This window comes from Streptomyces sp. NPDC007164 (assembly GCF_040634135.1).
Lineage (GTDB): Bacteria > Actinomycetota > Actinomycetes > Streptomycetales > Streptomycetaceae > Streptomyces > Streptomyces sanglieri.
In genome coordinates this window covers 150,495-175,586 of the sequence record NZ_JBEYFB010000012.1, presented here as the reverse complement: position 1 = coordinate 175,586, position 25,092 = coordinate 150,495, and the positions used below count along the sequence as shown (strand labels likewise).

At 73.0% G+C, this 25,092-nt stretch carries 15 protein-coding genes; 10 read left to right on the top strand and 5 right to left on the bottom strand.

Going from position 1 to position 25,092, the window contains the following annotated elements; translation table 11 throughout:
* The first annotated feature begins 91 nt into the window (after positions 1-91).
* From ABZ622_RS18275 to ABZ622_RS18255, 5 genes are read left to right on the top strand one after another with little or no spacing between them, the layout of a single operon-like run.
* On the top strand, positions 92-1,639 hold the full coding sequence (locus ABZ622_RS18275) for a hypothetical protein (RefSeq protein WP_360544232.1): 1,548 nt from the start codon (positions 92-94) through the stop codon (positions 1,637-1,639).
* A complete protein-coding gene (locus tag ABZ622_RS18270; protein ID WP_360544230.1) occupies positions 1,639-3,282 on the top strand; it encodes a vWA domain-containing protein in 1,644 nt (547 codons plus the stop codon). Before ABZ622_RS18275 ends, ABZ622_RS18270 begins: the two co-directional genes overlap by 1 nt.
* The gene (locus ABZ622_RS18265; RefSeq protein WP_360544228.1) at positions 3,279-4,301 is read left to right on the top strand and encodes a hypothetical protein; all 1,023 of its coding nucleotides are present in this window, start codon (positions 3,279-3,281) and stop codon (positions 4,299-4,301) included. The genes ABZ622_RS18270 and ABZ622_RS18265 overlap by 4 nt, the downstream gene beginning before the upstream one ends.
* Positions 4,298-5,380 (top strand): hypothetical protein, encoded by a 1,083-nt coding sequence (locus tag ABZ622_RS18260; protein ID WP_360544226.1) that lies wholly within the window; start codon positions 4,298-4,300, stop codon positions 5,378-5,380. The genes ABZ622_RS18265 and ABZ622_RS18260 overlap by 4 nt, the downstream gene beginning before the upstream one ends.
* A complete protein-coding gene (locus ABZ622_RS18255) occupies positions 5,377-9,027 on the top strand; it encodes a hypothetical protein (protein WP_360544224.1) in 3,651 nt (1,216 codons plus the stop codon). The genes ABZ622_RS18260 and ABZ622_RS18255 overlap by 4 nt, the downstream gene beginning before the upstream one ends.
* Before the next feature lie 115 nt (positions 9,028-9,142).
* Here ABZ622_RS18255 and ABZ622_RS18250 read toward each other — a convergent pair whose 3' ends face one another.
* Together ABZ622_RS18250 and ABZ622_RS18245 are read right to left on the bottom strand one after the other, a co-directional pair.
* Positions 9,143-9,922, bottom strand: coding sequence for an ABC transporter ATP-binding protein (locus ABZ622_RS18250; protein WP_360544289.1), 780 nt, complete (start codon positions 9,920-9,922; stop codon positions 9,143-9,145).
* A gap of 4 nt (positions 9,923-9,926) precedes the next feature.
* Positions 9,927-10,868 (bottom strand): ABC transporter permease, encoded by a 942-nt coding sequence (locus ABZ622_RS18245; protein ID WP_360544222.1) that lies wholly within the window; start codon positions 10,866-10,868, stop codon positions 9,927-9,929.
* A gap of 128 nt (positions 10,869-10,996) precedes the next feature.
* Here ABZ622_RS18245 and ABZ622_RS18240 point away from each other — a divergent pair, with 128 nt between their 5' ends.
* Positions 10,997-11,602 (top strand): TetR/AcrR family transcriptional regulator, encoded by a 606-nt coding sequence (locus ABZ622_RS18240; protein WP_360544220.1) that lies wholly within the window; start codon positions 10,997-10,999, stop codon positions 11,600-11,602.
* Positions 11,603-11,614: 12 nt separating this feature from the next.
* Here the strand turns inward: ABZ622_RS18240 and ABZ622_RS18235 are convergent, their stop codons facing one another.
* Positions 11,615-15,154, bottom strand: a complete 3,540-nt coding sequence (locus tag ABZ622_RS18235) for a CDP-glycerol glycerophosphotransferase family protein (RefSeq protein WP_360544218.1) — start codon at positions 15,152-15,154, stop codon at positions 11,615-11,617.
* Positions 15,155-15,664: 510 nt separating this feature from the next.
* On the opposite strand from ABZ622_RS18235, the gene ABZ622_RS18230 reads away from it, so the two are divergent.
* The 4 genes from ABZ622_RS18230 (at position 15,665) to ABZ622_RS18215 (ending at position 22,698) form a co-directional block, all read left to right on the top strand.
* The gene (locus ABZ622_RS18230; RefSeq protein ID WP_360544287.1) at positions 15,665-19,213 is read left to right on the top strand and encodes a CDP-glycerol glycerophosphotransferase family protein; all 3,549 of its coding nucleotides are present in this window, start codon (positions 15,665-15,667) and stop codon (positions 19,211-19,213) included.
* A gap of 429 nt (positions 19,214-19,642) precedes the next feature.
* Positions 19,643-20,653, top strand: a complete 1,011-nt coding sequence (locus tag ABZ622_RS18225) for a hypothetical protein (RefSeq protein WP_360544216.1) — start codon at positions 19,643-19,645, stop codon at positions 20,651-20,653.
* 85 nt (positions 20,654-20,738) lie between these two features.
* Positions 20,739-22,253, top strand: a complete 1,515-nt coding sequence (locus ABZ622_RS18220; protein ID WP_360544214.1) for a bifunctional glycosyltransferase/class I SAM-dependent methyltransferase — start codon at positions 20,739-20,741, stop codon at positions 22,251-22,253.
* 70 nt (positions 22,254-22,323) lie between these two features.
* Entirely contained in the window at positions 22,324-22,698 is a 375-nt protein-coding gene (locus ABZ622_RS18215; RefSeq protein ID WP_360544212.1) for a hypothetical protein, read from the top strand.
* Between the two features lie 63 nt (positions 22,699-22,761).
* Here the strand turns inward: ABZ622_RS18215 and ABZ622_RS18210 are convergent, their stop codons facing one another.
* Both ABZ622_RS18210 and ABZ622_RS18205 read right to left on the bottom strand, forming a co-directional pair.
* The gene (locus ABZ622_RS18210; RefSeq protein ID WP_360544210.1) at positions 22,762-23,673 is read right to left on the bottom strand and encodes a carbohydrate ABC transporter permease; all 912 of its coding nucleotides are present in this window, start codon (positions 23,671-23,673) and stop codon (positions 22,762-22,764) included.
* A complete protein-coding gene (locus ABZ622_RS18205; RefSeq protein ID WP_360544208.1) occupies positions 23,670-25,088 on the bottom strand; it encodes a sugar ABC transporter permease in 1,419 nt (472 codons plus the stop codon). The genes ABZ622_RS18210 and ABZ622_RS18205 overlap by 4 nt, the downstream gene beginning before the upstream one ends.
* Positions 25,089-25,092: the final 4 nt, after the last annotated feature.

Genomic DNA, 25,092 nt, shown 5'->3' with positions numbered 1-25,092 from the left:
GGCATCTATGTCCGCGTCGAGGTCGGTGTCGGGGGCGAGATCGGCATCCGCGTCCGCGTCCGCATCGGGTGCCGCATCGGAGTTCGGTGCGGTGCCGGAGCCGGGTGCGGCGCTGTCGTCCGGATCCGCGTCGGAGCACGGTGGCGCGTCGGAGTACGGCTCCGTGCCGGAGTACGGTGCCGTCGCGTTGCCGGAGATCAGGGTGGAGTGGGCGGAGGCGCTGGCCCCGGCCCTGCGCGACAGTGTGGTCGAGGCGCACAGCCTGGACCGCGAGGAGCTCGTCGCGGCCCTGCCCGGACTGTGGCGGGCGGTGGACTCGGCGCTCGATCTGGCGGGGCCCGGAAGCCTGGTCGCCGAGTCCGTGCGGCACGACGCGTACGAGGGGTGGCAGGTGGCCGCGCTGCCCCGCTACGACCTCGACGGGCGGATCCGCCCGCGCGGCCGCCGGGACGGCACGCAGCACGGGGCGCCGCAGCTCAGGGACCGGCGGGCGCTGGTCCGGGCGCTGGTGGGCGCGGTGGCGGAGCGGCCGTGCCTGGACGTCCGGGATGCGCTCCAGATGCTGGAAGTGTTCGCCGGGAACTTCCCGCCGGGGCTGGACGCGGTCTGCCGCCGGCTCCTGGGCCACGAGCTGCGCCAGGGGGTCGCCGCCGGGCTCGCCCCGCTGCACGAGGCGCTCGACCGGCGTGCGCCCGGCGGAGTGTCCACGCTCTGCTATCGGGAGAGCGCGGTGGGCTCCCGCAAGGCCAAGGGCGATCCGGCCACCGACAACGAGGACACCGCGGGGGCGCTGACCGGGCCGAGCGGGGTGCTGCGGTGCGCGGTCTTCGACGGGGTGACCGGCGACGGCGACGGCTCGGGCGGCACGGCCGCTCGGGCGGCGCTGGAGCAGGCGATACGCCGGTGGCGGCTGGAGGAGGCGGCGACCGGGCGCGGTGGCGCGGGCGGGGACGCGGCGTTCGCCGGGCGGGCGGGGCCGGGCGACGGCCCTCGGCCCGACCCGCCCGGAGCAGCCGGTGCCGGAGCCGGGGCCGGGGTCGGGGCCGGGGTCGGGGAGGCTCCCCGGCCCGGTGAGCCGATCCCGGGGGAAGCGTTCCGGCCCGGTGAGCTGATGGCCGAGCTGGACGCCGCCGTCGGGCGGGCCACCGCCCACGGCAGCGCGGCGGCCGTCCTCGCCACCGTGCGGCCCGACGGCACGGCGTCCGTCGTCTCGGTGGGCGACGCCGAGGCCTGGCTGATCCGGCCGTTGCGCGTACCGGCGAGCGAAATCCCGTACACGGCCTGGAAGTTGACGCCCGCGCACACCGGGTTCGCGGAACGGCTCCGGATCACCGCCGACGCCGAGGGCGAGGAGTCGCAGCTCGTCTCCTTCCTCGGCGGCGGTACGGCCCGCTGGGCCCACCGGACGTTCCGGGTCGCGCCCGGGGATCTGCTGCTGCTCGCGTCGGACGGCGCGACCGAACCGGAGCGGGACCGGTGGTTCGGCGCCGTGCTCGCGGAGCTGACCGCGCAGCTCGACGCGTCCGGCCGACCGACCGCACCCGCGCTCGCCGCCGCGCTGGTGCAACGCGCCGAGGCTCTGGGCGGCTGGGACAACGCGACCGCGCTGGTGTGCGCGGTGGGGGAGGCGAAGGACTGATGACCACCGAGGACATCAAGATCACCGCGGACCGGCAGGAGGTGCACCTCGGCGAGGAGTTCACCGTTCTGATCGCCCCGCGCGAGCTGGGCCGCGGTGACCGTGTCGTCGAGGGCGTCGCCTATGTCATCGCCATCGACGACAGCTACTCCATGGAGGTCAGGGCCGATTCGAGCACCGACGAGTTCGCCGACCCGAACAACCCGGACGACGCGAGCCGCAAGCAGGTCGCCGAGGCCGGTGTGCGGGAGCTGGTCGCCGCACTGCCGCGCGGCGCCCACGTCGATGTGCTGACCTTCGCGCAGCACGCCGGGCTGCGCTTCTCCGGCACGGCGGGGGAGCTCCAGCGCCGCGGCCGGTGGAACGGCAACATCGACGACGAGCGCCGCTGGACCAACATCGAGGGCGCGCTGCAACGCGCGTACCAGCAGCTCGACCAGCAGCGCGCCGCCTCGCGCCGCGTGGTGCTGTTCAGCGACGGCATCCCGAACTTCGGCGAGACCGATCCCGGCCGGCTCGCCGCCCTCGCCCGCGACGCCGCCGACCGCGAGCTGCACACCGATGTGATCGGCATCGGCGCGGGCGCCGACTTCGGGCTGCTCGAACGCCTCGCGCCGACCGGGCTGCCCGAGCACGTCGCCTCCCGCGCGGGCGCGGCCGAGGCGATGAAGCAGATCACGGCCAGGTTCGCGGCCTTCGGCAGGGACGTGGTGGCGGGCAGCGGCGAACTGTCCCTGGAGATCAACCCGAGCTTCCCGGTGCTCGGCGTCTACCAGCTCGACCCGACCCGCCGCCGGGTCGACGGCGCGCTCGCGGACGGCGGCGGGCGGCGGCCCAGCCGGGTGCGGCTGAAGCTCGGCGCGATCGGCGCGGGGGAGGAGGGGCAGCCGCTCTACGCGCTCAAGCTGCGGGCGCCCGAGCGGATCAGTGCCGGTCCGATGCCCGTGCTGAAGGCGACCGGTTCCATCGGCGCGGGACGCGACGCGCGGCAGCTCGCCCCCGGTCAGATCGCGCTGCGTACGGTCGACAACCCCATGTCGCCGATCCTCCAGCCCGACCTCAAGCGGCAGATCGACGCCATCGAACTGGACCGGGAGATCAGCGGCCGGATCGCGGCGGCCGCCTCGAAGGCCGAGCGCGAGCGGATCTACCAGGAGGGCGTGGGGCGCGCCCGGCGCATCCCCGACCCCGATCTGGCCGCCGCCTACCAGCGGGCGAGCGGTGGTCTGCGGGACGGGCTCGACCCGAAGGACGTGGCGAACGAGGCGCGGGCGGCGTCCAGCCGCAGCTCCACGAAGTCCAAGCGGGAGTGGTTCCAGCAGATCCCGGTCGAGACACCGGACGAGATCCGGGCCCGGCGCAGGCAGCAGAGCCTCGACGACGACGATGGCGACGAGTACGGCGACGGTGCGTACGGGAGCAGCTCGTACGGCAGCGGCGGGAGTGGCTCGTACGGCAGCGGCGGGAGTGGCTCGTACGGCAGTGGCACCTATGGCAGCGGCGGGGCTCACGGCAGCGGCAGCGGTACGTATGGCAGTGGCAGTGGCAGTGGCAGTGGCAGTGGCAGTGGTACGTACGGCGCGCCGCCCACTCTTCCGCCCGACGCCCCCACCGCGCCGCCGCCCGGCCGGGGCCCGCGGTGAGTGTGCCCGGCGTCGTCATCGACGCCTCGAACGTCGCCGCGACCAGGAAGCGGCCCTGGCCCTTCTCCCGTGTCGTCGAGGTACGGGACGCCTGGCTGCGCGACCACCCGGGAAGCAGCGCGATCGCGGTGCTCGACGCCACCGTCCGTCCGTTCCTCGACGAACAGCACCTGGTGAAACAGGCCGAGCGCGAGCAGTGGCTCGAAGTCCACCAGGGGGACGCGGACGACCGGATCCTCGCGCTCGCCGCGCAGTTCGGGGCCGCCATCGTCTCCAGCGACAACTTCCGCTTCGCCCGCCGGGAGCACTCCTGGCTCCAGGGCAACAACTCCCGGGTGTGGTCGGTGCGCAGGGTGCACGGCCGGGTCGTGTTCAGCCCGCGCCACCTCGGCATCGCCACGGACGAGGAGATCGAGCGCGACCGGCTGCACAAGCTCGACAAGGTGGGGCTGCTGCGCGAGGATGCCGAGGAACGCTTCCGGTGCACCGACCCGGCGGGCGCCTGTCTGCGCGGCGGCACGGTGCTGCTGCCGCGCCAGGTCAACAAGGACGGCAACCGCTGGTTCTGCCGCTCGTGCGGCTACGAGGCGGTCGAGATCGTCGTCGAACCTCCGGTGCCCGAAGGGCTGGACGCGGGGCCGGTCCAGGTCACCGTGCAGCACGGCTACACGGTCCGCACGACGGTCACCGTGCCGCCGCAGGGCCTGACACTGGGCCGGGCCTCGCGCAGCCGGCCCGGCACCACCGATGTCACCGAAGGGCTCGGCGCCGACCGGGCGGCCGAGATCAGCCGGGCCCATCTGCGGATCTCCCTCGACGACGACGGCAGACCGCTCGCCGAGCACCTGCCCGACAACAACGCCTCCTTCCTCAACCCGGAGCTCGGCTTCGACGGACTGCCGCGCACCGCCCGGCTGGCCGTCCGTACGGCGTACGCGCTGGAGGACGGCGACGAACTCCACCTGGGGCCGGGCACCGTACGGCTGCGGATCAGCAGCGGAAGCGAGCAGGCCGAGTGACCGATTTCCGGCCCGGCTGGGTGCGAGCCGAGCATCCCGACCCCCTGGGCTCGCCCCGGCTGGCCTGGCTCCCCGAGAGCTACGGCGAGGACGGCCGCTTCAGCACCAGGCGCCTCATCGCCGGGGCCGGCCAGGGGTACGCCGTGCTCGCCGAGGACCGCTGGTCCGGCGGCAACGTGGTGATCAAGGGCATGTGGTGGTCGCAGTCGGTCCTGGACGACCCGCGCAGCGTCCACGGAGCGCTGGGCGAGCAGAGGAAACAGCGCGACCAGGGGCTGCGGGCGGCCCGGCAGGCCGCCCAGCTCACCCAGCAGTGCCCCGTCGTGATCAGTGTGGAGTCCCAGCCGTCCCCCTCCCTGATCGCGGCCGGCGGGCACGGCGGAGAGCAGGGCGGCGAGGTGCCGTACGAGGGCTTCCTCGTGCAGCAGTTCATCGGGCACCGCGGCGGCATCTCGCGCACCCTCCAGGAGGAGATCGACAAGCGGGCCGAAGCGCACCATCGCTTCAGTGCCGATCAACTCCTTGATCTGGCCGAGCAGTTGTGCAACACGCTGGCCGCGCTGCACGCCGACCGGCACAACGGCGACGAGCACTCCAAGGGCTGGATCCACGCCGACATCAAACCGGAGAACATCCTCGTTCTCGGGCCGCCCGCCCGGTACGTGCTCATCGACTACGACGCCGCCGTCCAGATCGGCGAACGCATCCGCACCACCACGAGCGCCTACGCCCCGCCCTCCGCCGAGGGCACCGACGAACCCTCCGAACTCGCCCCGGCCTCCGAGCGGTTCGACATCTACATGCTGGGTGCCACCCTCGCCCACGCCGCCGCGCTGCGCCGGCTCACCGACCGGCAGACCCGCGAGCTGTACGCGGAGGACTTCGACGTCAGCGCCCCGGCCCGCCGCTTCATCGCCGGTCTGCGCTACGGGCCGATCCTCACCAACGCCCTCACCACCTGCCTGTCGGCGAAGAAGTTCCGGCTGGCCACCGTCGACCGGGTCCGGATCGACCTCGCCCGCGCCCGCAGCGCCACGGCCCTGAAGTCCGCACTCCGCACCCTGGGGGAGCCCCGATGAACCAGCCGGGATCCGCGGCGGACCAGCCGGGATCCGCGGCGGACCAGCCGGGATCCGCGACCGACCAGCCGGGATCCGCGATGAATCAGCCGGGATCCGCGACGGCCCAGCCGGGAGACTCGACGCACCCGCAGGAAGCCGGAGCGCACCGGCAGGGAGCCGCGACGTCCCGCCGTCTCGGAGCCAACCCCACGCTCACCGGGCTGCTCACCCGCGTCCCCGGCCGCTCCGGGCGGGTCTGGGAGCCGCACACCGTCCAGCTGCGCCCCGGCCATCTGCGCTCCTCGGGCGCCGCCGCCGTCCGCGCCACCCGGCTGGTGAAGGACGAGGACGCCGACGCGTACGGTGCGCTGCGGGTCTTCCCCAACCGCAAGCAACGCGGCCGGGCCGCCGCACTCATCGCGGTCGGCAGCCCCGTCACCCCCGCACTCCTGGACATCGTCGACCACCCCGGGCTGCCGCCCGCCCTCGTCACCGCCTGGTCGCCCGGAGCCTCCTCCGTACCGCTGCACGCGCTGCGCGAGCGCGACGATCTCGACACCATGCTCGCCGCCGGCCACCGCTGGACCCCCGCCGAGGCGCTGCACACCCTCGTCCCGCTGGGCCGCGCCCTGGACGACATGGCACACGCCGGATTCACCCCGCTGGAGCTCTCCCCGGACCACCTCGTCCTCAACTCCGGCTCGCTCGCCCTCGTCGGCCTCGGCCGGCACGGCTACGTACCGTCCGAGGGCCGGATGCCGGGACCGCAGGGCATGTCGCTGCCCAGCGCGCTGCTGCTCGGCGAGGACCTGCCGCCCGCCTCCGCCACCGGCCAGGACACCACGGTGCGCTGGCGGGAGGTGCAGCTGCGCGCCCTGACCCGGCTGGCCGGCTGGATGTCCTGCGGACTGCCGCCCGCCGCCTGGGGCTCGGTGCACGGCCCCGCCGACCTCGGCGGCTATCTGTCGGCCGCCGGATTCCAGCGGGTGCCCGCGCTGCGCCCCGGGCACCTCGCCGACACCCTGGCCCGCGCCGCCCGCCACGAGGAGGAGGCCCGCGCCCTGCGCGACTTCGCGGAGGCCGAGGCGCTGCTCGTGTACGACGACGCCGCCCAGGGCTCCGGCGGCGGCAACCGGCTCGACATCAACCCCGAGGTGCTGCGCCTGGGCCTGCTTCACGACCACGGGCCCAAGGTGATCGCGCTGGCCGCGTTCGAGCAGCGGCGCATGGGCACCCGTACCGCCACCCTGCTCTCCGGCGCGGGCTGGGTGCTGCTGGACGCCAAGGACTTCGCCGCCCAGGTCCGCAGGGCCGCGGCCGCCGCGCCCCGGGCCCGGCTGATCGTCGCGGGCCGGATCGGCGGTGAGGACCTGCGGCGGATCGAGGCGGTGCGCGGCGGGCGCGCCCAGCGGGTCGACCCGGACGACCTCGCGGGCGCCGTACCGCGCATCGCGGGCCGCCCGGCCGACCAGCTGCCGTACCTCACCGACCGGGACATGGACGCCTACTCCGCCGAACTTCTCGGCGGCGTCGGCGGCCAGGCGATGCGGCGGCGGACCTTCGCGGCGGGCTGGACCCTGGCGCTGGGCGGCGCCGACCAGCTGCCGCCCCGCCAGCGCGGCAAACTGCTGGACCAGATGACCGACTGCTTCGGCACCAACACCGAACTGCTCGTCGCGGTGCGCGCCCGGCAGAACGCCCCCGGCATGCGCAAGCAGAACCGGCTGCTCGACGAGGCCCGGATGCGGCGTCTGGTCGCCGCCCTGTCCGGCGTCCCGGGCTCCGTCTTCCGCGACTGCCTGATGTCCGCGCTGCTGGGCCCCGCCGCCGAGGACCTCTACGACGAGGCCGCCCGCAGGCTGCTCCCCGTCGCCACCCGGCTCGCGACGGTCTTCGACCCGGACCGTCCGGTCGCGGCCGGGGAGCTGCCGATGGAGGACGCCCTGCGCGAGCGGCCCGGCATCCGCCGGGTCGGCCTGTACGGGCGGCTGTGCACCGCCGTCACCGGGCTCGACCCCGCCAGGCTCGCCGCCGCCGTCGCCTCGATGGACGACACCCTCGTCGCGGCGCTCTCCGAGATCCCGGCGCCCAGCCTCCAGTTCCTCGCCGGACGGCTGGAGGGCGCCGAGCTGCTCGAACTGCTCGGCCCGCACCTCCAGGGCGACGACCTGGACCTCCTGGCCCGCTACACCCCGCAGATGTGGCGGATGCTCCTCGACGGGCTGCGCCAGCCCGAACACCTCGGCACCCTCGGCCTCGGCTGGGTCCAGATCGTCGCCCAGGACCCGGCGGGCGCCGTCGACGCCCGGGTACTGCTGCGGATCGCCGCCGACGCCGAGGTCCCGGGCCCCGACGCGGTACGCGCCCTGCTCGGCACCGGCCCCGAGCACTGGGCCACCGTCTGCGCACACCCGCAGCTCGCCGCCCGCTGGCTCGCCGAACAGGGCGACCTCGACATCGCCGAGATCGTCGCCGACTTCCCGGACCCGGCCGCCGCCCTCGCCGCACTCGGCACCGAAGGACTCCGGCACGCCCATGAACTCGGCCTGGACCAACGGGCGATGACCACCCTCGGCGGCTACGCGGACGGGCTGCGCCGCCCGCTCGACGAGGTGCTCGTCGCCTTCCAGGAGCGCGGTTACGAGAGCGAGCAGGCGGGTCCGTTCGCCACCGCGGCGGCCGTGGAGTGGTCGCGGCTGCAACTCGGCCGGGGCAAGGCGCTCGGCTGGGTCGTCGGCAATGTGGTGGAGCGCCCCGGCAAGATCCGCGAGTGGGCGGTGGACGGTACGGGGCTGGGGCGCCGGGTCACCGAGGCGGTGCTGGGCGCGCCCGGCACGGCCGGCCCCGTGCCGGCGTCGCTGCTGGCCGACCCCGCCCTGCTGCCCCTGCTGGCCGGCCTCGGCAGCCCGCGGCAGCGCACCGCGCTCCTCGACCTGTACGCCGCCGAGCCCGAGGCCGTGCTCGATCCGCGGGCGCGGCGCGAACTCCCGATGATCCTGGCCGCCCCGGACCCGGGCGGTGCCCTGCGGACCCTGCTGCGCGAGGGACTCGGAGTGATCGCCCAGCAGTTCGCCGACCGGCTGCGGCTCAGCCCCGAACAGCGCCGCGCGCTGGCCGGACTCGCGCCGCTCACCGGGGTGCTGGCGCCGCCCTCGCTGGAGGCCGTGCTGACCGTCGGCGTCCGCTTCGGACCGCGCGTCGCGGTCACCGCGGCCGTCGTCGAGCAACGGCTGCCGGGCGCCGCCGACGCCCTCACCGCCTGGGGCCCGCGCTGGCTGCCGCTGCTCGCCGGCCCGGCGGGGGAGCGGGTGCTGCGGCTGCTGGTGGAGCAGCGGGAGCGGCACGGCGGCCGGAGCGGCCGGCTCACGCCGTGGCTGCTCGCGGCCGGCGAGGACGGGCTGGCGCTGGTGGAGCGCTTCGGTTCGGACGCGCTCGACCTGGTCCTCGCCACCGACGCACCGCCCGCCGACGCCCGGCTGCTCGGCGAACTGCTGATGCTGCCGGGCCCCTCACCCGTACTCCACCGGCTGATCACCGCCCACGGGCTGCCCGCCGCCACCTGGTCACGGGCGGCGGCGCTGCTGGCGGGCGGGGAGCCGGAGGAGCGGGTGCTGCTGCGGCTGTGGAGCCGCAGCGGCGGTGTTCCTACTGCTCCCACAGGGTGAGTTCGGTGAAGCAGTCCGGCAGATGCGGCGGGGGAGTCCCCCGCCGCCCGTCCCGTTTGAAGCCGCCCCGCCCCGCTTCGAGCCGTCCCGCCCCGCCCCGCTTCCCGCCGCCCCGCTACTTCTTGCCGGAGGTGAACTTCTCGTACGCCGCCACGACCTCGTCCGCCGGACCGTCCATCCGCAGCGTCCCCGCCTCCAGCCAGATCGCCCGGTCGCAGGTCTCGGTGATCGACTTGTTGCTGTGGCTGACCAGGAAGACCGTGCCGGCCTCCTTGCGCAGCTCGATGATCCGTTCCTTGCTGCGCCGCTGGAACCTGGCGTCGCCGGTGGACAGCGCCTCGTCGATCAGGAGGACGTCATGGCTCTTGGCCGCCGCGATCGAGAAACGCAGCCGGGCACCCATGCCGGAGGAGTACGTACGCATCGGCAGGGTGATGAAGTCGCCCTTCTCGTTGATGCCGGAGAAGTCGACGATGCCCTGGTAGCGCTCGCGGATCTGGGTGCGGGTCATGCCCATCGCGAGGCCGCCGAGCACCACGTTGCGCTCACCGGTCAGATCGCTCATCAGCGCGGCGTTCACCCCGAGCAGCGAGGGCTGGCCCTGGGTGTGCACCCGGCCCTTCGTCGCGGGCAGCAGACCGGCGATGGCCTTGAGCAGGGTCGATTTCCCGGAGCCGTTGGAGCCGATCAGGCCGATGGCCTCGCCCTTGTACGCGGCGAAGCTCACCCCCTTCACGGCGTGCACCTCGCGCACTCCGGGGGCCTGCCGGCGCGAGACGATCCGGCTGAGCGCCGAGGTGGCGCTGCCCTTTCCGGTACGTGCGCCGTTGACCTTGTACGTGATGTGGACGTCGTCCACGACGACGGTCGGCACCGGTTCGTTGTTGTCAGCCATGTCGTCAGCCACGTCCGTACCGCTCCTCCGCCTGCCAGAAGTACACGAATCCGCCCACGCCGCACACGAGCGCCCAGCCTGCGGCGATCACCCAGACATGTGGCGGGAGGTGGGACGCGCCGAAGCTGTCGATCAGCGCGAACCGCATCAGATCGATGAAGACGGCGGCCGGATTGCACTCCAGCATCACCATCACGAAGTGCGGGACACGGTCGCCCTTGAGCATCGTGTCCACGCTCCACATGACCCCGGACGCGTACATCCAGGTCCGCAGGACGAACGGCATCAGCTGGGCGATGTCCGGCGTCCGGGCCGCCAGCCGCGCCACCACCATGGAGACACCGGTGTTGAACACGGCCTGGAGGAGCAGCGCCGGAATGGCCAGCAGCCAGGACGGCTTCGGGAACTGCCCGAACCCCACCAGGATGAGCACCAGCGCGCCCAGCGAGAACAGCAGCTGCTGGAGCTGTTGCAGGGCCAGGGCGATCGGCAGCGAGGCGCGCGGGAAGTGCAGCGCCCGCACCAGCCCCAGATTGCCGCTGATCGCCCGGGTCCCCGCGGTGATCGAGCTGCTGGTGAAGGTCCAGATGAAGACGCCGGTGACGAGGAAGGGCACGAAGTCCTCGACGTTGCGCTTGGTGTTCATCAGGACGCCGAAGATGAAGTAGTAGACCGTCGCGTTCAGCAGCGGCGTCATGATCTGCCAGATCTGGCCGAGCTTCGCCTGGCTGTACTGGGCGGTCAGCTTGGCGGTGGCGAACGCCGTGATGAAGTGCCGCCGCCCCCACAGCTGCCTGACGTACGCCGCCAGTGAGGGCCGGGCGCCGCTCATCGTGAGTCCGTGCCGGGCGGCGAGCGCGGCGAGCTCACCCGGTGCGTACACCGGGAAGGGCGCCGCGCCGGGGGTGTCGGCCGGGGCCGGTGGGGTTGCTGTCTGGCTCACCACGATCGCTTTCGACGGGAGGCGGGGGGAGCGACGTCCGACGGAACGGGACCGTATCGTCGCAACGCCGAGGGTAGGACGTATTTACGTCGCAACGCAACCGTTCCGTCGTCACGGACTATGATTCGGCCATGACCACCGACCCGGGAACCCGCCGCCGTGCCCCCGCCGGAGCCGCCGTGCTGCGCGAGGACGTCACCGACGCGATCCGCGGCGCCGTCTTCGAGGAGCTGGCCGCGGTGGGCTTCGCCCGGATGTCGATGGAGGGGATCGCGCGGCGCGCGGGCGTCGGCAAGACCGCCGTCTACCGCCGCTGGAAGTCCAAGCTGGCCCTGGTCCTCGACCTGGTCTCGGCCGTCGCGGCCCAGGGCATGCCGGCACCCGCCACCGGTTCGCTGTACGGGGACGTCCGGGCGGTGCTCGAACTCGCCTCGTACGCCCTGCGTCACCCGGTCGCCTCGCAGGTCATCCCGGACCTGCTGGTCGAGGCGGCCCGCAATCCGGAGATCTCCGACACGATCAAGGCCGCCCTGCTGGACCCGCAGCAGGGCATCGCCGCCATGGTCGTACGGGACGCCGTGGCCCGCGGCGAACTGCCCGGGGACAGCGACCCGGACCGGGCGCTGGACCTGATCGTCGGCCCGCTCTACTGGCGGCTCGCCGTCGTACGCGGCCCGCTGCCGAAGGGCTATCTCGACGATCTGGCGGCCGCCGCGGTCGCCGCCCTCAAGAGCTGACAGGCCGGGGCTCTACCCCTCGGCCGCCAGCAGCCGGTCCGCGACCCGGGCCGCCGCCCCGCCGTCGTCCAGGTCGCAGAAGTCCCGGCGAAAGCTCTCGTACGCGTCCGCGTGCCGGACCGCCGACGCGGCCAGCGAACCGGCGTCGCGAAGGAGCGCGGCGATCTGGTCCGTCCGGGCGAGCAGCGGGCCCGGCGCCCGGTTCTCGAAGTCCAGGCAGAATCCGCGCACCGTGTCCCGGTAGTGCGCCAGGTCGTAGGCGTGGAAGAGCATCGGGCGGCCGGTGTGCGCGAAGTCGAACATCAGGCCCGTGTAGTCCGTGACCAGCACATCGGCGATCAGCAGCAGCTCCGCGGTGTCCGGGTGCGCCGACACGTCACGCACACCGGCCCGCTCGGGCACGCTCCCGGTCACCCTCGGATGGCGGCGCACCAGCACCGTGTGGGCCGAACCGACGGACCGGGCCAGCGCCGCCGGGTCGAGCGCCGCGTCCCAGCGGTAGCGCGGCCGTTCGCCGTCGGCGCCGCAGGGGTGGGCCAGCTGATCGCGGTAGGTCGGCGCGTACAGCACGACCCGGCGGCCGTCCGGGATGCCGAGCCTGCGCCGTACCCGCTCCGCGGTCTTGGCACGGTCGGGCGAGAAGAGCAGATCGTTGGCGGGGGAGCCCGCCTCCAGGATCTCGCCCCGGTAGTCCAGCGCGCGGCGCAGCAGCGGGGTGGCGTGGCGGCTCGGGGAGACCAGGACGGACCACTGGGCCGACCGGTGCGGCAGCGTGGCGAGCTCCTGGTGGTCGGCGTACAGGGTGCCGGTCAGATCCGCGCCGAAGCGGCCGAGCGGGGTGCCGTGCCAGGTCTGTACGACGGTCTGGCCGGGCCGCCGCTCGAACCACGCGGGCAGCTGGTCCGCAGTGACGATACGGCGGGACCGCGCCAGCGCCTCGTACCAGGCGGCGCTGTGCTCGATCACCGGAACGGCGGTGGGCGGTACGCCGCCGTGGACCCCGTCGGTGACCCAGAGGTGCTCCGACTCCACGCCCCGGCGCGTGAGCTCGGTGTGCACGGCGCGCGGTGAGTCGCCGCCGGTATAGAGGACCGCGTCCCGCAGCGGCATCGCGCGCCGGGACGGATAGTGCCTGTCCCGCAGCTCGGCCCGGCGGAACGCGCCGCGCTCGGCGGGCGCCGCCACCGGCCCGGCCCGCAGGGTCAGCCGGTCGCCGGATCTGCGGTCCAGGGCGAACTCCCGGCCCGGCACGGGGGCCGCGGCGACCGGGCCGCTCCGCCGCAGCGGCAGCCGGGCGGCGAGCCCGGCCGGCACCCGGACCGGACGGCCGCCCAGATACGCCTCCCAGCGACCCTCGTACAGCCCGGCGGCCACCGAGGGCGCGAGGAACGCGGTGAACCGGCGCCCTCCGTACGCCCCTTCACGCACCTTCCCGTCCACTCCCTCCGGCACCCCCGCGCCCCGCTCGTCATGGGTGACGGGCACCGACACCGTCTCGCGCAGCGTCCCGTGCCGCAGCACGAGGCGGTCCGGGCCCTCGTCCTGCCGCACACCCGTACCGGCCCCGGTCACCCCCTCCACCCGCAGCGCCCCGTCCGGCGTCCACACCGCCCCCTCCACGAACGGCTGCCCGCTCAGGTCCAGCACCAGCTCGCCCGCCGCGTCGGCCACCACCGGCGGCGCCGACTCCGGGGCCACCGCGAGCGGCACCCGCGTCCCGTCGGCCAGCACCAGCCGCGCCCGCCACCGGCCGCCGGGCTCCGGCTCGACCTCGCGCGGCGCCCGGTGCGGCGCCGGTTGCGCGGCCGCCATCCCGGCGAGGTCGGCGAGCGGGATCCGTACCGTGAAGTGGCCGTCCGGCCGGCATTCGACGGGGTGGCCGAACTCCTGGTCCGCCACCCCCTCGCAGGTCAGCACCAGGGCCTTCGGCCGGACGCCCTCGTACAGCCGGCCGGTCAGCTCCAGGTCCGTGCCGAAGCGGTGGCTCTCGCATCGGGCGGGCAGCTGAGTCAGGGTCAGCCGGAGCCGCCCGCCCCGGTAGTCGAGCACCGCCCGCCGTCCGTCGCCCAGATCGTGGACGAGCGACTGGGCGGCCACCGTCTCCACGGCGCGCACCGCCACCCGGCGGACCGTGCCCTGGGCGGCCACCATCATCCCCACCGTCCAGCCGCCGGACCGCAGCCGGCGCGGGTCGAGGGTCATCTCGAAGCCGGAGTGGTCGTAACGGTGCAGCTGCTGGCCGGAGTCGACGGTCGCCTCGGGCGCGAGCACGCCGCGCACCGGCACCGTCCGCAACACCTGTCCGTGGGCCGCCCGTACCACGCCCATCTTCAGCGAGTGGCGGGGCGTCGGGGCCGGCAGATTGCGGATGTACGCGTAACCGCGCAGCCGCAGCTTCCCGTCGTCGCCCCAGCGGGCGTCCAACAGCCGGGCCACGGCCCGGAGATCGGTCCGGGCGAGGCGGACGGTGTCCGGGATGCCGGGGAAGCACGCCTGCCGTCGGCCCGGCACCCCGGCGACCGTGAACGTTCCGGCGCCGTTGGCCCGTTCGAAGGCCAGCAGCTCCAGCAGCTCCGGCAGCCGGCGCTCCTTCACCAGCTGCCACTTGATCCGCAGCGACACCGGGAACTCGTGGGCCACGGCCCGGTCCGCCCGGCCCGCCCCGTCCATCCGCTCCATCCGGTCCAGGAACGCCCCGGCGTCCGCCATGAACGCCTCCCGGTACTCGGGGCCGCCCATGGGGAGCCCGTCCAGGAAGTACACGAAGTCGTCGCGCAGGCACGACAGGTCGTAGCGGCGCCGCGCACCGCCGTTCGCCACCCCGCCCCGGCCCGCCAGGAACGCGCTGACCTGCTCGCACGCCGAGATCCGGTCCCGTACGCCCTTGACATCCGTACGCCGCCGGGTGATCGAACCCTCCCGGACCCGCCAGTAGTGGACGTGCTCGTGCAGCACGTCCACCGAGCCCGCCAGGTAGTGCGCCGGGATCACCACCGGGGCGTCCTCGTAAAGCCTCCCCTCCGGGAAGGCGAAGGCGTGCCGGTCCCAGAAGGAGCGCCGGAACACCTTGTTCCAGGCGACCCGGTCGGCGAGCAGCCGGGGATCGCGGCCGATGTGGGTGCGGGCCCGGCTGCCGGTCAGCCAGCGGTACTGCGAGTCCTGCTGCCGCCCCTGCTCGGTCAGCCGCCACACATTGCCGGTCGCGAAGTCGGAGCCGGTCGACTCCAGGGAGGCCAGCATCCGCGCGTAGCCGTCGTGGACGACGACGTCGTCGCTGTCGACGAACGCCAGGTACGGCACGTCCGGAGAGGTGTGCCGCACACCCGTGTTGCGGGCCGCGCCCGGTCCGCCGTTGGGCCGGCGGACATAGCGGAAGCGGCGGTCGTGGGCGGCGAAGGACTCGGCGATGGCCGTACTTCCGTCCGTCGAACCGTCGTCCACGAGGACCACCTCGATGTCGCCGACCGACTGTCCGGCCACCGAGCGCAGGCAGTCCTCCAGGTGGTCCTCGACGTTGTGGACCGGGACGACGACACTGAGGCGCGGCTTCATGCCCGCTCAACCGGGGCGGACGCCCCGGGTCACCGGCACTGCCCCGAACGGGTGAACACGGGATACGGCGCGCGGTGACGGCGTGATTACGCCCGGCTGCCGTGCTTCTCGGTGCTGTCGTACCCCGACCACCGTGATCAGCGTTGTCGTGCCCCGGCCAACGCGATCAGCGTTGTCGTGCCGGCCCTTCGCGAACAGCGTTGGCGTGCCCACCCCTCGCGATCAGGGTCTTCTCCGGGCGGCCGTCGAGTCCGTGCTCGACCGGATTCCCGGCGAGCCGGAACTTCCCGTCGCGGACGACGGATCCCGGGACGGCCCGTACGACGACGGGCACGCGGCCGAACGCCTGGTGTGCCGCCCGTTCCAGGGCGGGACGGAACCGGACCGCCCGGCAACCGGGGAGGGGCCGATCTCACCCGTTCGGGAGAGACCGCGACCGGTGACCCCCGGCCCGTCACGGGGTTGAGCCGTACGGACAACCAGGCCCCCCGATGAACGGACGTGCTCATCATGCCGCCACGGCTCAGTGTCGTCGTACCCGTCCACAACGTGGAGCTCTATCTGACGGACTGCCTGAAGTCCCTCGCGGAGCAGACCATGGCCGACCTGGAAGTGGTGATGGTCGACGACGGCTCCACCGACGACAGCGCGGCCCTGGCCGCCGAGTTCGCCGGACAGGACGGCAGGTTCCGGCTGGTGAGCCAGGAGAACGGCGGGCTCGGGCACGCCCGCAACACCGGGGTCCGCAACTGCGATCCGGGCGCCCGCCACCTCGCCTTCGCCGACAGCGACGACGTGCTCCCGCCCCGCGCGTACGAACTTCTCGTCGGCGCCCTGGACGAGACCGGCTCAGACATCGCCTCCGGCAACGTGCTGCGGCTGCGGACCGGCGGCCGGCTCCAGCAGTCGCCCGACCTCCGCAAACCCATGGCGACCACCCGGCTGCGCACCCACATCTCGCGTGACTGGGACCTGGCCGCCGACCGGGTCGCCTGCAACAAGGTCTTCCGCCGGTCCTTCTGGGACGAGCACGCCTTCGCCTTCCCGGTCGGCACCCTCCACGAGGACATCCCGGTCGTGCTGCCCGCCCACTTCCTGGCCCGCTCCGTCGACGTGCTGAAGGACCCCGTCTACCACTGGCGGGACCGGCCGGGCTCCATCACCACCCGCCGCGCCATCGTCCGCGGCGTCCAGGACCGGGTCTCGCACCTGCTGGGCGTCTGCGCCTTCCTCGACGAGCACCGCGACGCCGCCGACAAACGGCAGTACGAGGCGCATGTGCTCGCCAACGACCTCTGGCGCTTCATGGAGGCGCTGCCCGACGGCGACGAGGAGTACCGGCGCGCCTTCGTCACGTACGCCAACGAGTTCACCGACCAGGTCGATCCGGCCGTGCTCGACGCGCTGCCGCTGCGGCTGCGGCTGATGTGGCACCTCGTGCGCGAACGCCGGACCGGTGAACTGCTGGACCTGCTCGCCCTCGACAAGGACGAGCCGGGCGCCTTCACGGTACGGGGGGTGCGCCGCCGCAGCGCCTCCTACCCGGCCCTCACCCGGCCGGTGCCACGCTCGGTGCTGCGCGTGGGCGAGCGGGACCTGCCGCTCACCGCCCGGCTGCGGGACGCCCACTGGCAGGACGGCAGACTGCACCTCAAGGGGTACGCGTACATCCGCAATCTGCCCGCCGGATCGCGCGCCGCCGAGTTCCGGGCCGGCTGGCTGCGGGCCGGACGCCGGCACGTGGTGCCGCTGCGGCTGCGCACCACCGACGAACCCGAGGCCACCGCCCGGTCCCGGCAGAGCCTGCACGACTACGACAGATCCGGCTTCGAGACCGTCGTCGACCCGGCCAGGCTCCGCATCGACCCGGCCGACGGCCCCGAACGCCTCAGCTGGCGGCTGGAGATCGGCATCGCCGGACACGGCACGCTGCGCCGCTCCGGACTCTCCACCGACGAGGCGGGTGCCCCGCCTCCCGTGCACCGCCCCGACGGCGACCACCGGATCGTGCCCGCCTTCGAGGGCGGCCGGCTGGTGCTGCACGCCGAACGGATCGACGCCCGCTTCGAGACGCACCGCGCGGGCGACACGGGCGACGGAACCGCCACCGTGGTCATCGACGGGATGATCCGCGACCGGCTCGGCAACGGGCCGCTGCGCCTCACGCTCACCCACCGCCCCTCCGGCACCACCTTCGACCGCCCGGTGACGGTGCACGAGGGGGCCGTGCCCTCGGCGGCGGGCTGGCGGCGGTTCACCGCGGACGTCCCGCTCGGCGCCTTCACCGACGCCCGGCCGGGCGCCGCCGAGGGAGCGGGGCGCGCCCAGGTCCCGTACAGCCTGCACCTCGTCGGACCGGACGGCCGCCGCACACCGGTCGACGTGCCGGGGCCGGTACTGCCCGGCCGCTACCCGCTGGCCGGGAGCGGCGAGGAGCGGCGCGAACTCGGAATCACCACCGGCTCCCGCGGCGATCTGCTGATCAGCGACCGCGCCGTGCAGCCCGCCGTCGACCTGGCGACCTGGACCGAGGACGGACAGCTCCTCCTGGAGGGCACCTTCCCCGGCCCCCCGGAACGGCCCGTCGACCTGGTCGCCGGACACCGCGGGCACGGCGAGGAGGTGGTCCTGCCGCTCGTCCTCTCCGGGGCGGCGGGCGCCCGGCGGTTCCGGGCCGCGCTCCGGCCGGACGCCGTCGAGGGCCCCGGCGGGAAACTGCCGCTGGGCCAGGGGGACTGGTACCTCTCCCTCCGCGAGCGGGGGGCCCGGGACGAGGCGGACGACGCCGCGCTGCGCATTCCGGCCGCCGCCCACCGCACCCTGCCCGCCGCCCGCACCCTCGGCGGCCGGACGTACACCGTCGAACGGCGCTTCCACGACCAGTTGCTGATCAACAGCGCCCCGGTGCTCCCCGCGGCGGAACGCGGCCCGCGCGGCAGGCGGCTGCTGCGCGAGGGCTACCGGGCCCGGCGCACCGCACCACTGCGCGACACCGTGCTGTACAGCAGCTTCGACGGCCGGCAGTACTCCGACTCGCCGCGCGCCGTCCACGAGGAGATCGCCCGGCGCGGCGCCGAGCTGGAGCACCTGTGGGTGGTGAGCGACCAGCAGGCCCGCATCCCGGCCGGCGCCACGGCCGTCGAGCACGGCTCCGCCGCCTGGCACGAGGCGCTGGCCCGCAGCCGGTACGTCGTCACCAACACCCAGCTGCCCCAGTGGTTCGAGCGGCGCGAGGGCCAGTGCGTCGTCCAGACCTGGCACGGCACCCCCCTCAAGCGCATCGGCCTCGACCTGGCGGGCACCGCCCACGCCGACGCCGCCTGCCTCGCCACCATCGAGCAGCGCGCCCGCCAGTGGAGCTTCCTGGTCTCGCCGAACAGCTTCTCCACCCCCGTCCTGAGGCGCTCCTTCGGCTACCCGGGCGAGATCCTGGAGTGCGGCTACCCCCGCAACGACCTGTTCCACGCCCCGGACCGGACCAAGGTCGCCGCCGCGGTACGCGAACGGCTCGCCCTCCCCGAGGGCAAGCGGGTCGTGCTGTACGCGCCGACCCTGCGGGAGAACCAGCCACGCGGCGGCGGCCGGTACGCCCTCGGCCTCCGGCTCGACCTGGCCGCCGCCGAACGTGAACTCGGCGACGACACCGTGCTGCTGGTGCGCCGCCACCACCTGGTGACCGACCGCCTCCCGGACAGCGGCAGCGGCTTCGTCCGGGACGTCTCGCGCTACGGCGACGTCGGCGAGCTGATGCTGATCAGCGACGCCCTGGTCACCGACTACTCCTCGCTGATGTTCGACTTCGCCCGGACCGGCCGGCCGATGCTCTTCCACACCTACGACCTCGCGCACTACCGCGACACCCTGCGCGGCTTCTGCTTCGACTTCGAGGCCCGCGCCCCCGGCCCGCTGATCCCCGGTTCCGCCGCCCTAGTGGAGGCGCTGCGCGATCCGGAGCGGGCCACCGCAGGACACGCGCAGGCGTACGAGGCGTTCCGCCGGGACTTCTGCGACCTGGACGACGGGCACGCGGCGGCCGGCGTGGTCGACCGAATGCTGTAATCCGCACCGCCCGGCCGTGCCGCTTCCGGCCGGGCAATTCCCTTCCGCCGCCGCGTACTCCCTGAACCGTCCGAGTGATTCGGGGTTACGAATGTTTGCGCGGCTGCGCGACATATTCGAGTAATGGACCATCTAAGTGTGGCCATCGGTGCGTTGCTCAGCGTCCTCGGGTTGCTACGTTCTGTTTTCATGGGTATCCGAATGCGATGCGAAACCTGGAACGTGTCACGCGCAAGGGCGGTGGTGATCGTCGCCGCCGCCGCGGGTCTTATCACCCGAATGCTGATCGCGGCGAATGCGCCGGGCCCGGCCGATGTGCGAATCTTTCACGGTTTCGCAAAGGCGATCGTGCGTTACGGGCCCATTCGGATTTACGAACAGCCGCTGCCGGGACTGCCCGTCTACAACCATCCGCCATTGGCCGGCTGGATGCTTCTCGGACTGAATGAACTCTCCGAACTCGGCATCCCCTTCGGTGCGTTGATCAGATCGCCCGCCTCGATCGCCGACTTCTTCTGCGCGATCGTCGTCTTCGAGATCGCGCGCCGCCGCGGTTCGCTCGGCGCCGCCGTCGCCTGCGGCGTGGGCGTGGCCGCCAGCCCCGTACTGATCGCCACCTCCGGATATCACGGCAACACCGACGCGGTCGCGATCACGTTCGCCCTGGCCGCCGCCCATTTCCTCGTGGACCGCAAGGCGCCGCTGGCCGCCGGGGTGGCCGCCGCGCTGTCGATCAGCGTCAAGTTCATCCCCGTGGTGGTGATCCCGGCGCTGTTCCTGGTCGCGCTGCGCGCGGGCCGGCCGGCGTTCGTCCGCTTCACGGCCGGGTTCGCGGCCCTGATCGCCCTCGTCTGGGGGCCGGTCCTGCTGACCGTTCCGCAGAACCTCAAGGAGAACGTCCTGGAGTACGCGGGCGGCGGCTACCGCCTCTGGGGGCTCGTCCGGTTCGCCGACCTGTTCGGCCTGCCCGAGTCCTTCATCACCTATATCGAGGGCGACGGCCACTTCCTCTTCGTGCTGGCCTGTGTGGCGGCCGGGGTCTGGCTCGCCCGGCTGCGGCCCGCGCAGCTGCCGGCCGTCGTCGCCGTCACGATGAGCCTGCTGCTGCTGCTCTCCACCGCCTCCGCGCTCCAGTACCTCACCTGGGCCGCCGCCGGACTGTTCGTCGTCGGCTTCTGGGAGGGCGCCGCGTACAGCTGCCTGCTCGGCCTGACGGCGGTCCTCGGCTACCAGGGGCGCTCCGCCGTGCACTGGAGCGAAACGGTGCTGCTGCTCGCCGAGCTGGGCTGGGTGGTCCTCGCCGCGGGCGTGGTCGGCGGAGTCCGCAAGATCCTCGCCGCCCGGCCGGAGCCCCCCGCCCGGCCGCCCGCCGCCCGGGCGGGGGGGCGGCCGGGCGAGGCGTCCTGCGCCGAGCGGCGCACCGACTGCGCCGTCAACTGACCCTCCTCCGACCCTCCCCGCAAGCGCCAGACGCCAAGCGCCAGACACCAAGCACCGAGTACCGAGCGCAACTGGAGAACGCCCCGTGAAGGAAAGCCCGAGCCCCAGGATCGGCATCCTGGTGGTCGCGTACAACGCCGAGACGACGCTGGAGAGGACCCTCGATCGCATTCCGGAGGACTTCCGGTCCAAGGTCGCCGAAATTCTCATTCTCGACGACGCGAGCCATGACGCGACCTTCACCGCGGGCTGCCGCTGGTCGCAGACGGAGGGAATGCCGCGGACCGTGGTGATGCGGCACACCAAGAACCTCGGATACGGCGGGAACCAGAAGGCCGGATACGCGCTGGCCGCCGAACACGGACTCGACATCGTCGTCCTGCTGCACGGCGACGGACAGTACGCCCCGGAATTCCTGCCCGACATGGTCGCACCGATCGAACGCGGCGAATGCGAGGCCGTCTTCGGGTCACGGATGATGAAATCCGGATCCGCGCTCAAGGGTGGCATGCCGATGTACAAATGGCTCGGCAACCGCATTCTCACCCGTGTGGAGAACACCCTCCTCGGCTCGCAGCTCACCGAATTCCACTCCGGATACCGCGCCTACAGCGTCGCGGCGCTCAAGAAGCTGCCGATCCACCGGAACACCGACGCGTTCGACTTCGACACCCAGATCATCGTCCAGCTGCTCAACGAGGGGATGCGGATCAAGGAGATCCCCGTCCCCACCTACTACGGCGACGAGATCTGCTACGTCAACGGCATGAAGTACGCGAAGGACGTCGTCAAGGACGTCCTCGAATACCGGCTCGCCGTCAAGGGATTCGGCACCTGCGGCTGGATCCCCAAGCCCGTCGAGTACGCGTTCAAGGAGGGCGACGGCTCCTCGCACTCCGTCATCCTGGAGAAGATGCGCAGCCTCCCGCCCGGCCGGGTCCTCGACCTCGGCTGTTCCGGCGGACTGTTCGCCCAGCGCCTCGAAGCCCTCGGCCACGAGGTCACCGGCGTGGACTACGTCGAGGTCCCCGGCGTCCGCGAGAAGTGCACCCGCTTCCACCTCGCCAACCTGGAGGAGGGGCTGCCCGTCGAGATCGGCGTCGACTACGACTACGTGGTCGCCGGCGACGTCATCGAGCACCTCTCCCGGCCCGAACGAGTGCTCGCCGAGGCCGCCGAAGTGCTGCGGCCGGGCGGTCATGTGCTGCTCTCCGTACCGAACTTCAGCCACTGGTACTCACGGCTGCGGGTCGCGCTCGGAGTCTTCGGCTACGACCGGCGCGGCATCCTCGACGAAACGCATCTGCGCTTCTTCACCCGGGCCAGTCTGCGCCGCACCGTCCGGGAGGCGGGCTACGACGTCCTGGACATCGCGTCGACCGGGGCCCCGTTCTGGGCGCTGCTCGGCGGCGGACCGCTCCCCGCGGTCCTGGGCGGAGTGTCGAAGCTGCTCACCCGGATCCGGCCGACGCTGTTCGGCTATCAGCACGTCGCACTGCTCACCCCGCATGCGGCCGAGACGATCATCGCTGGAGAGCACGTCGATGTACAGGACATCCTCAACCGACAGTACGTCCATGCCGACCGGGTCGGGGTCTGAGGCCGCCGTACCCCGTCCCACCCCCGCCCCGGAGCCGGAATCCGCGGGCGCCGCAGTCAGGAGCAAGGTCTTGACCCTCCCCAGTCTGATGCTGCTGCTGTTCGCCGTGTTCTCCTCGGCGGGCGGCCAGATCATGCTCAAGCACGGGATGAAGGGCGCGGCCGCCGCCGCGGGGCAGGGCGGCGGATCCGTCGCGATCCGCGCCGCGACCAGTCCCTGGGTCGTCCTGGGCCTGGTGGTCTTCGCGGTGTCGGCCCTGGCCTGGATGGCGACCCTGGCCAAGGTGCCGCTGTCCATCGCCTATCCGTTCAACGCGCTCGGATATCTGCTGATCGTGCTGGCCGGGGCGACCGTGCTGCACGAACGGACCTCGATGTGGACCTGGGGCGGCTCGCTGCTCGTGGTCATCGGCCTCGTCACGGTGATGGCGGGCCAGCAACGCTGACGGCGCCGCCGTCGGACCGGCCCTCGGGCCCGTCCGACGGCGGCACCGCCTCGCCGCGCTCGCCTACTTCACCGCGCCCGCCATCACGCCGGAGACGAACTGGCGCTGGAAGGCGAAGAAGACCGCCAGCGGAATCACCATCGACACGAAGGCGCCGGGCGCCAGCACGTCGATGTTGTTGCCGAACTGCCTGACCTGCTGCTGGAGGGCCACCGTGATCGGCGGCGAGTCCGAGTCGGCGAAGATCAGCGCCACCAGCATGTCGTTCCACACCCAGAGGAACTGGAAGATGCCGAGCGAGGCGATCGCCGGACCTCCCAGCGGCATCACGACCCGCGTGAAGAGACGGATCTCGCCCGCCCCGTCGAGCCGGGCCGCCTCCAGCAGCTCCCTCGGGATCTCCGCGAAGAAGTTCCGCAGCAGGAAGATCGCGAAGGGCAGACCGAAGGCCGTGTGGAAGATGATCACGCCGAAGGTCGTCTCGAAGATCCCGACCGCACCGAACAGCTTGGAGACCGGGACCAGGGCGACCTGCACCGGGACCACCAACAGCCCCACGACCACCAGGAACCACCAGTCGCGGCCGGGGAACTCCATCCAGGCGAAGGCGTATCCGGCCAGTGAGCCGATCACGACGACCAGCAGGGTCGCCGGAACGGTGATCATGACCGTGCTGAGGAGGGAGTGGGTGATCGTCGGATTGTCGAGCAGCCGGGAGTAGTTGTCGAAGGTGAGCTCGGACGGGGCCGTGAACACCTTCCACCAGCCGGTCGCCGCGATGTCGTCCGCGCCGCGCAGCGAGGACAGCAGCAGACCGATCGTCGGCATCAGCCAGAACAGGGCCACCAGGACAAGGAAGATCCGCATCGCACCGCCGCCGGCGCGGGCGGCGAGCCGTGCGCCGAGGGACCGCTCGGACTTCACCGGAGCACTGTCGGCCGGTGTACTGGTGGCCGTGGTCGACGCTGTCGTCATCGGCGCCCCTCCTTCCGGATCCGGCGGATGTTGACGTACATCACCGGGAGTACCAGCAGCAACAGGAGTACGGCGATGGCGCTGCCGATCCCGAGGTCCGCGTCCGTGCCGAACGAGGACCGGTAGAGCTGGAGCGCCAGCACGTTCGCGTCGTCCTGCGAGGAACCCGGCGCGATGATGAAGACCAGGTCGAAGACCTTCAGCACGTTGATCATCAGCGTGACCAGCACCACCACGAGCACGGGCGCGAGCATCGGCACCGTGATCCGGCGGAACACCTGCCACTCGTTCGCGCCGTCCACCCGGGCCGCTTCGAGGAGTTCGCGGGGCAGCCCCGCGAGCCCCGCCGCGATCAGCACCATCGCGAACCCGGCCCACATCCAGACGTAGGAACCGATGATCCCGGGGGTGACGAGCGTCGGGCCGAGCCACTCGACCCCGTTGTACGGCTCCTTGAAGTTCGAGGCGGGGAGCCGGAGCCCGGCACCGTCCGCAGACGCGGGCAGCGTGAACGTACCGTCCGCCGCCGCCGTCGCCGACGCGACGACCTTGCCGTCCTTGACCGCCTCGACCTCAAGGCCCTTGAGCCCCAGTTCCTTGGCGTCGATGACGTTGGGCCGGCCGCCACCGCCCTTGGTGAAGTCCAGCCACGCGGTGCCGGAGATCTTCCCGTCCCCGGCCGGGGCGGCCTTCGCTGGCTTCGCGTCCTTCGGCATGTTCGCCGGGATCACACCGACCAGCGGCAGCTGCACCGGCTGCCCGGCCCGTACCGGCGCCTTGGTGACGAACGAGCCGCCGGGGCCCGCCTTGAGCGGGTGGACGGGCAGCGGGTGCGCCTTCGGGTAGCCCGCCGACTCGTTGAACGTGTCGTGCACACCCACCCATACGGCGTTGGCGACCCCGCGCTCCGGGGCCGCGTCGTACACCAGCCGGAAGATGATGCCGGCTGCGAGCATGGAGATCGCCATCGGCATGAAGACCACCAGCTTGAACGCCGTGCCCCAGCGGATCCGCTCGGTCAGCACCGCGAAGATCAGCCCGAGGGCCGTGGCGACCGTGGGCGCGAGCACCACCCAGATCGCGTTGTTCTTGACCGCCGTACGGATGGTGTCGTCCGTGAACAGCGCCTTGTAGTTGTCGAGTCCGGCGAAGCCCGTACCCGCCTGGTCGAAGAACGACCGGTAGACGGAGTACATGATCGGATAGACCACGAGTGCGCCCAGCAGCACCAGCGCGGGTGCCAGGAAGAGCGCCGCGAAGAACCGGCGGGTGCCGGTCACACTCCTGTGGCTGCGCCCCGGTCCACCGGCCGGCGGACCGGACGGCTTCCTGGGCGCGGGCACCGACGGCTCCGGGGACGATTGCTTGTCGGCGGGGGGCACCGCGTCGGCGCCCCCCGCTGCGGCTGTCGTCATCCCG

Bases quoted from the DNA above. Each gene is read 5' to 3' on its own strand.
- ABZ622_RS18270 (WP_360544230.1), top strand. From the start codon at position 1,639: ATGACCACCGAGGACATCAAGATCACCGCGGACCGGCAGGAGGTGCAC.
- ABZ622_RS18255 (WP_360544224.1), top strand. From the start codon at position 5,377: ATGAACCAGCCGGGATCCGCGGCGGACCAGCCGGGATCCGCGGCGGAC.
- ABZ622_RS18250 (WP_360544289.1), bottom strand. From the start codon at position 9,922: ATGGCTGACAACAACGAACCGGTGCCGACCGTCGTCGTGGACGACGTC.
- ABZ622_RS18240 (WP_360544220.1), top strand. From the start codon at position 10,997: ATGACCACCGACCCGGGAACCCGCCGCCGTGCCCCCGCCGGAGCCGCC.
- ABZ622_RS18235 (WP_360544218.1), bottom strand. From the start codon at position 15,154: ATGAAGCCGCGCCTCAGTGTCGTCGTCCCGGTCCACAACGTCGAGGAC.
- ABZ622_RS18230 (WP_360544287.1), top strand. From the start codon at position 15,665: ATGCCGCCACGGCTCAGTGTCGTCGTACCCGTCCACAACGTGGAGCTC.
- ABZ622_RS18225 (WP_360544216.1), top strand. From the start codon at position 19,643: ATGCTTCTCGGACTGAATGAACTCTCCGAACTCGGCATCCCCTTCGGT.
- ABZ622_RS18210 (WP_360544210.1), bottom strand. From the start codon at position 23,673: ATGACGACAGCGTCGACCACGGCCACCAGTACACCGGCCGACAGTGCT.
- ABZ622_RS18205 (WP_360544208.1), bottom strand. From the start codon at position 25,088: ATGACGACAGCCGCAGCGGGGGGCGCCGACGCGGTGCCCCCCGCCGAC.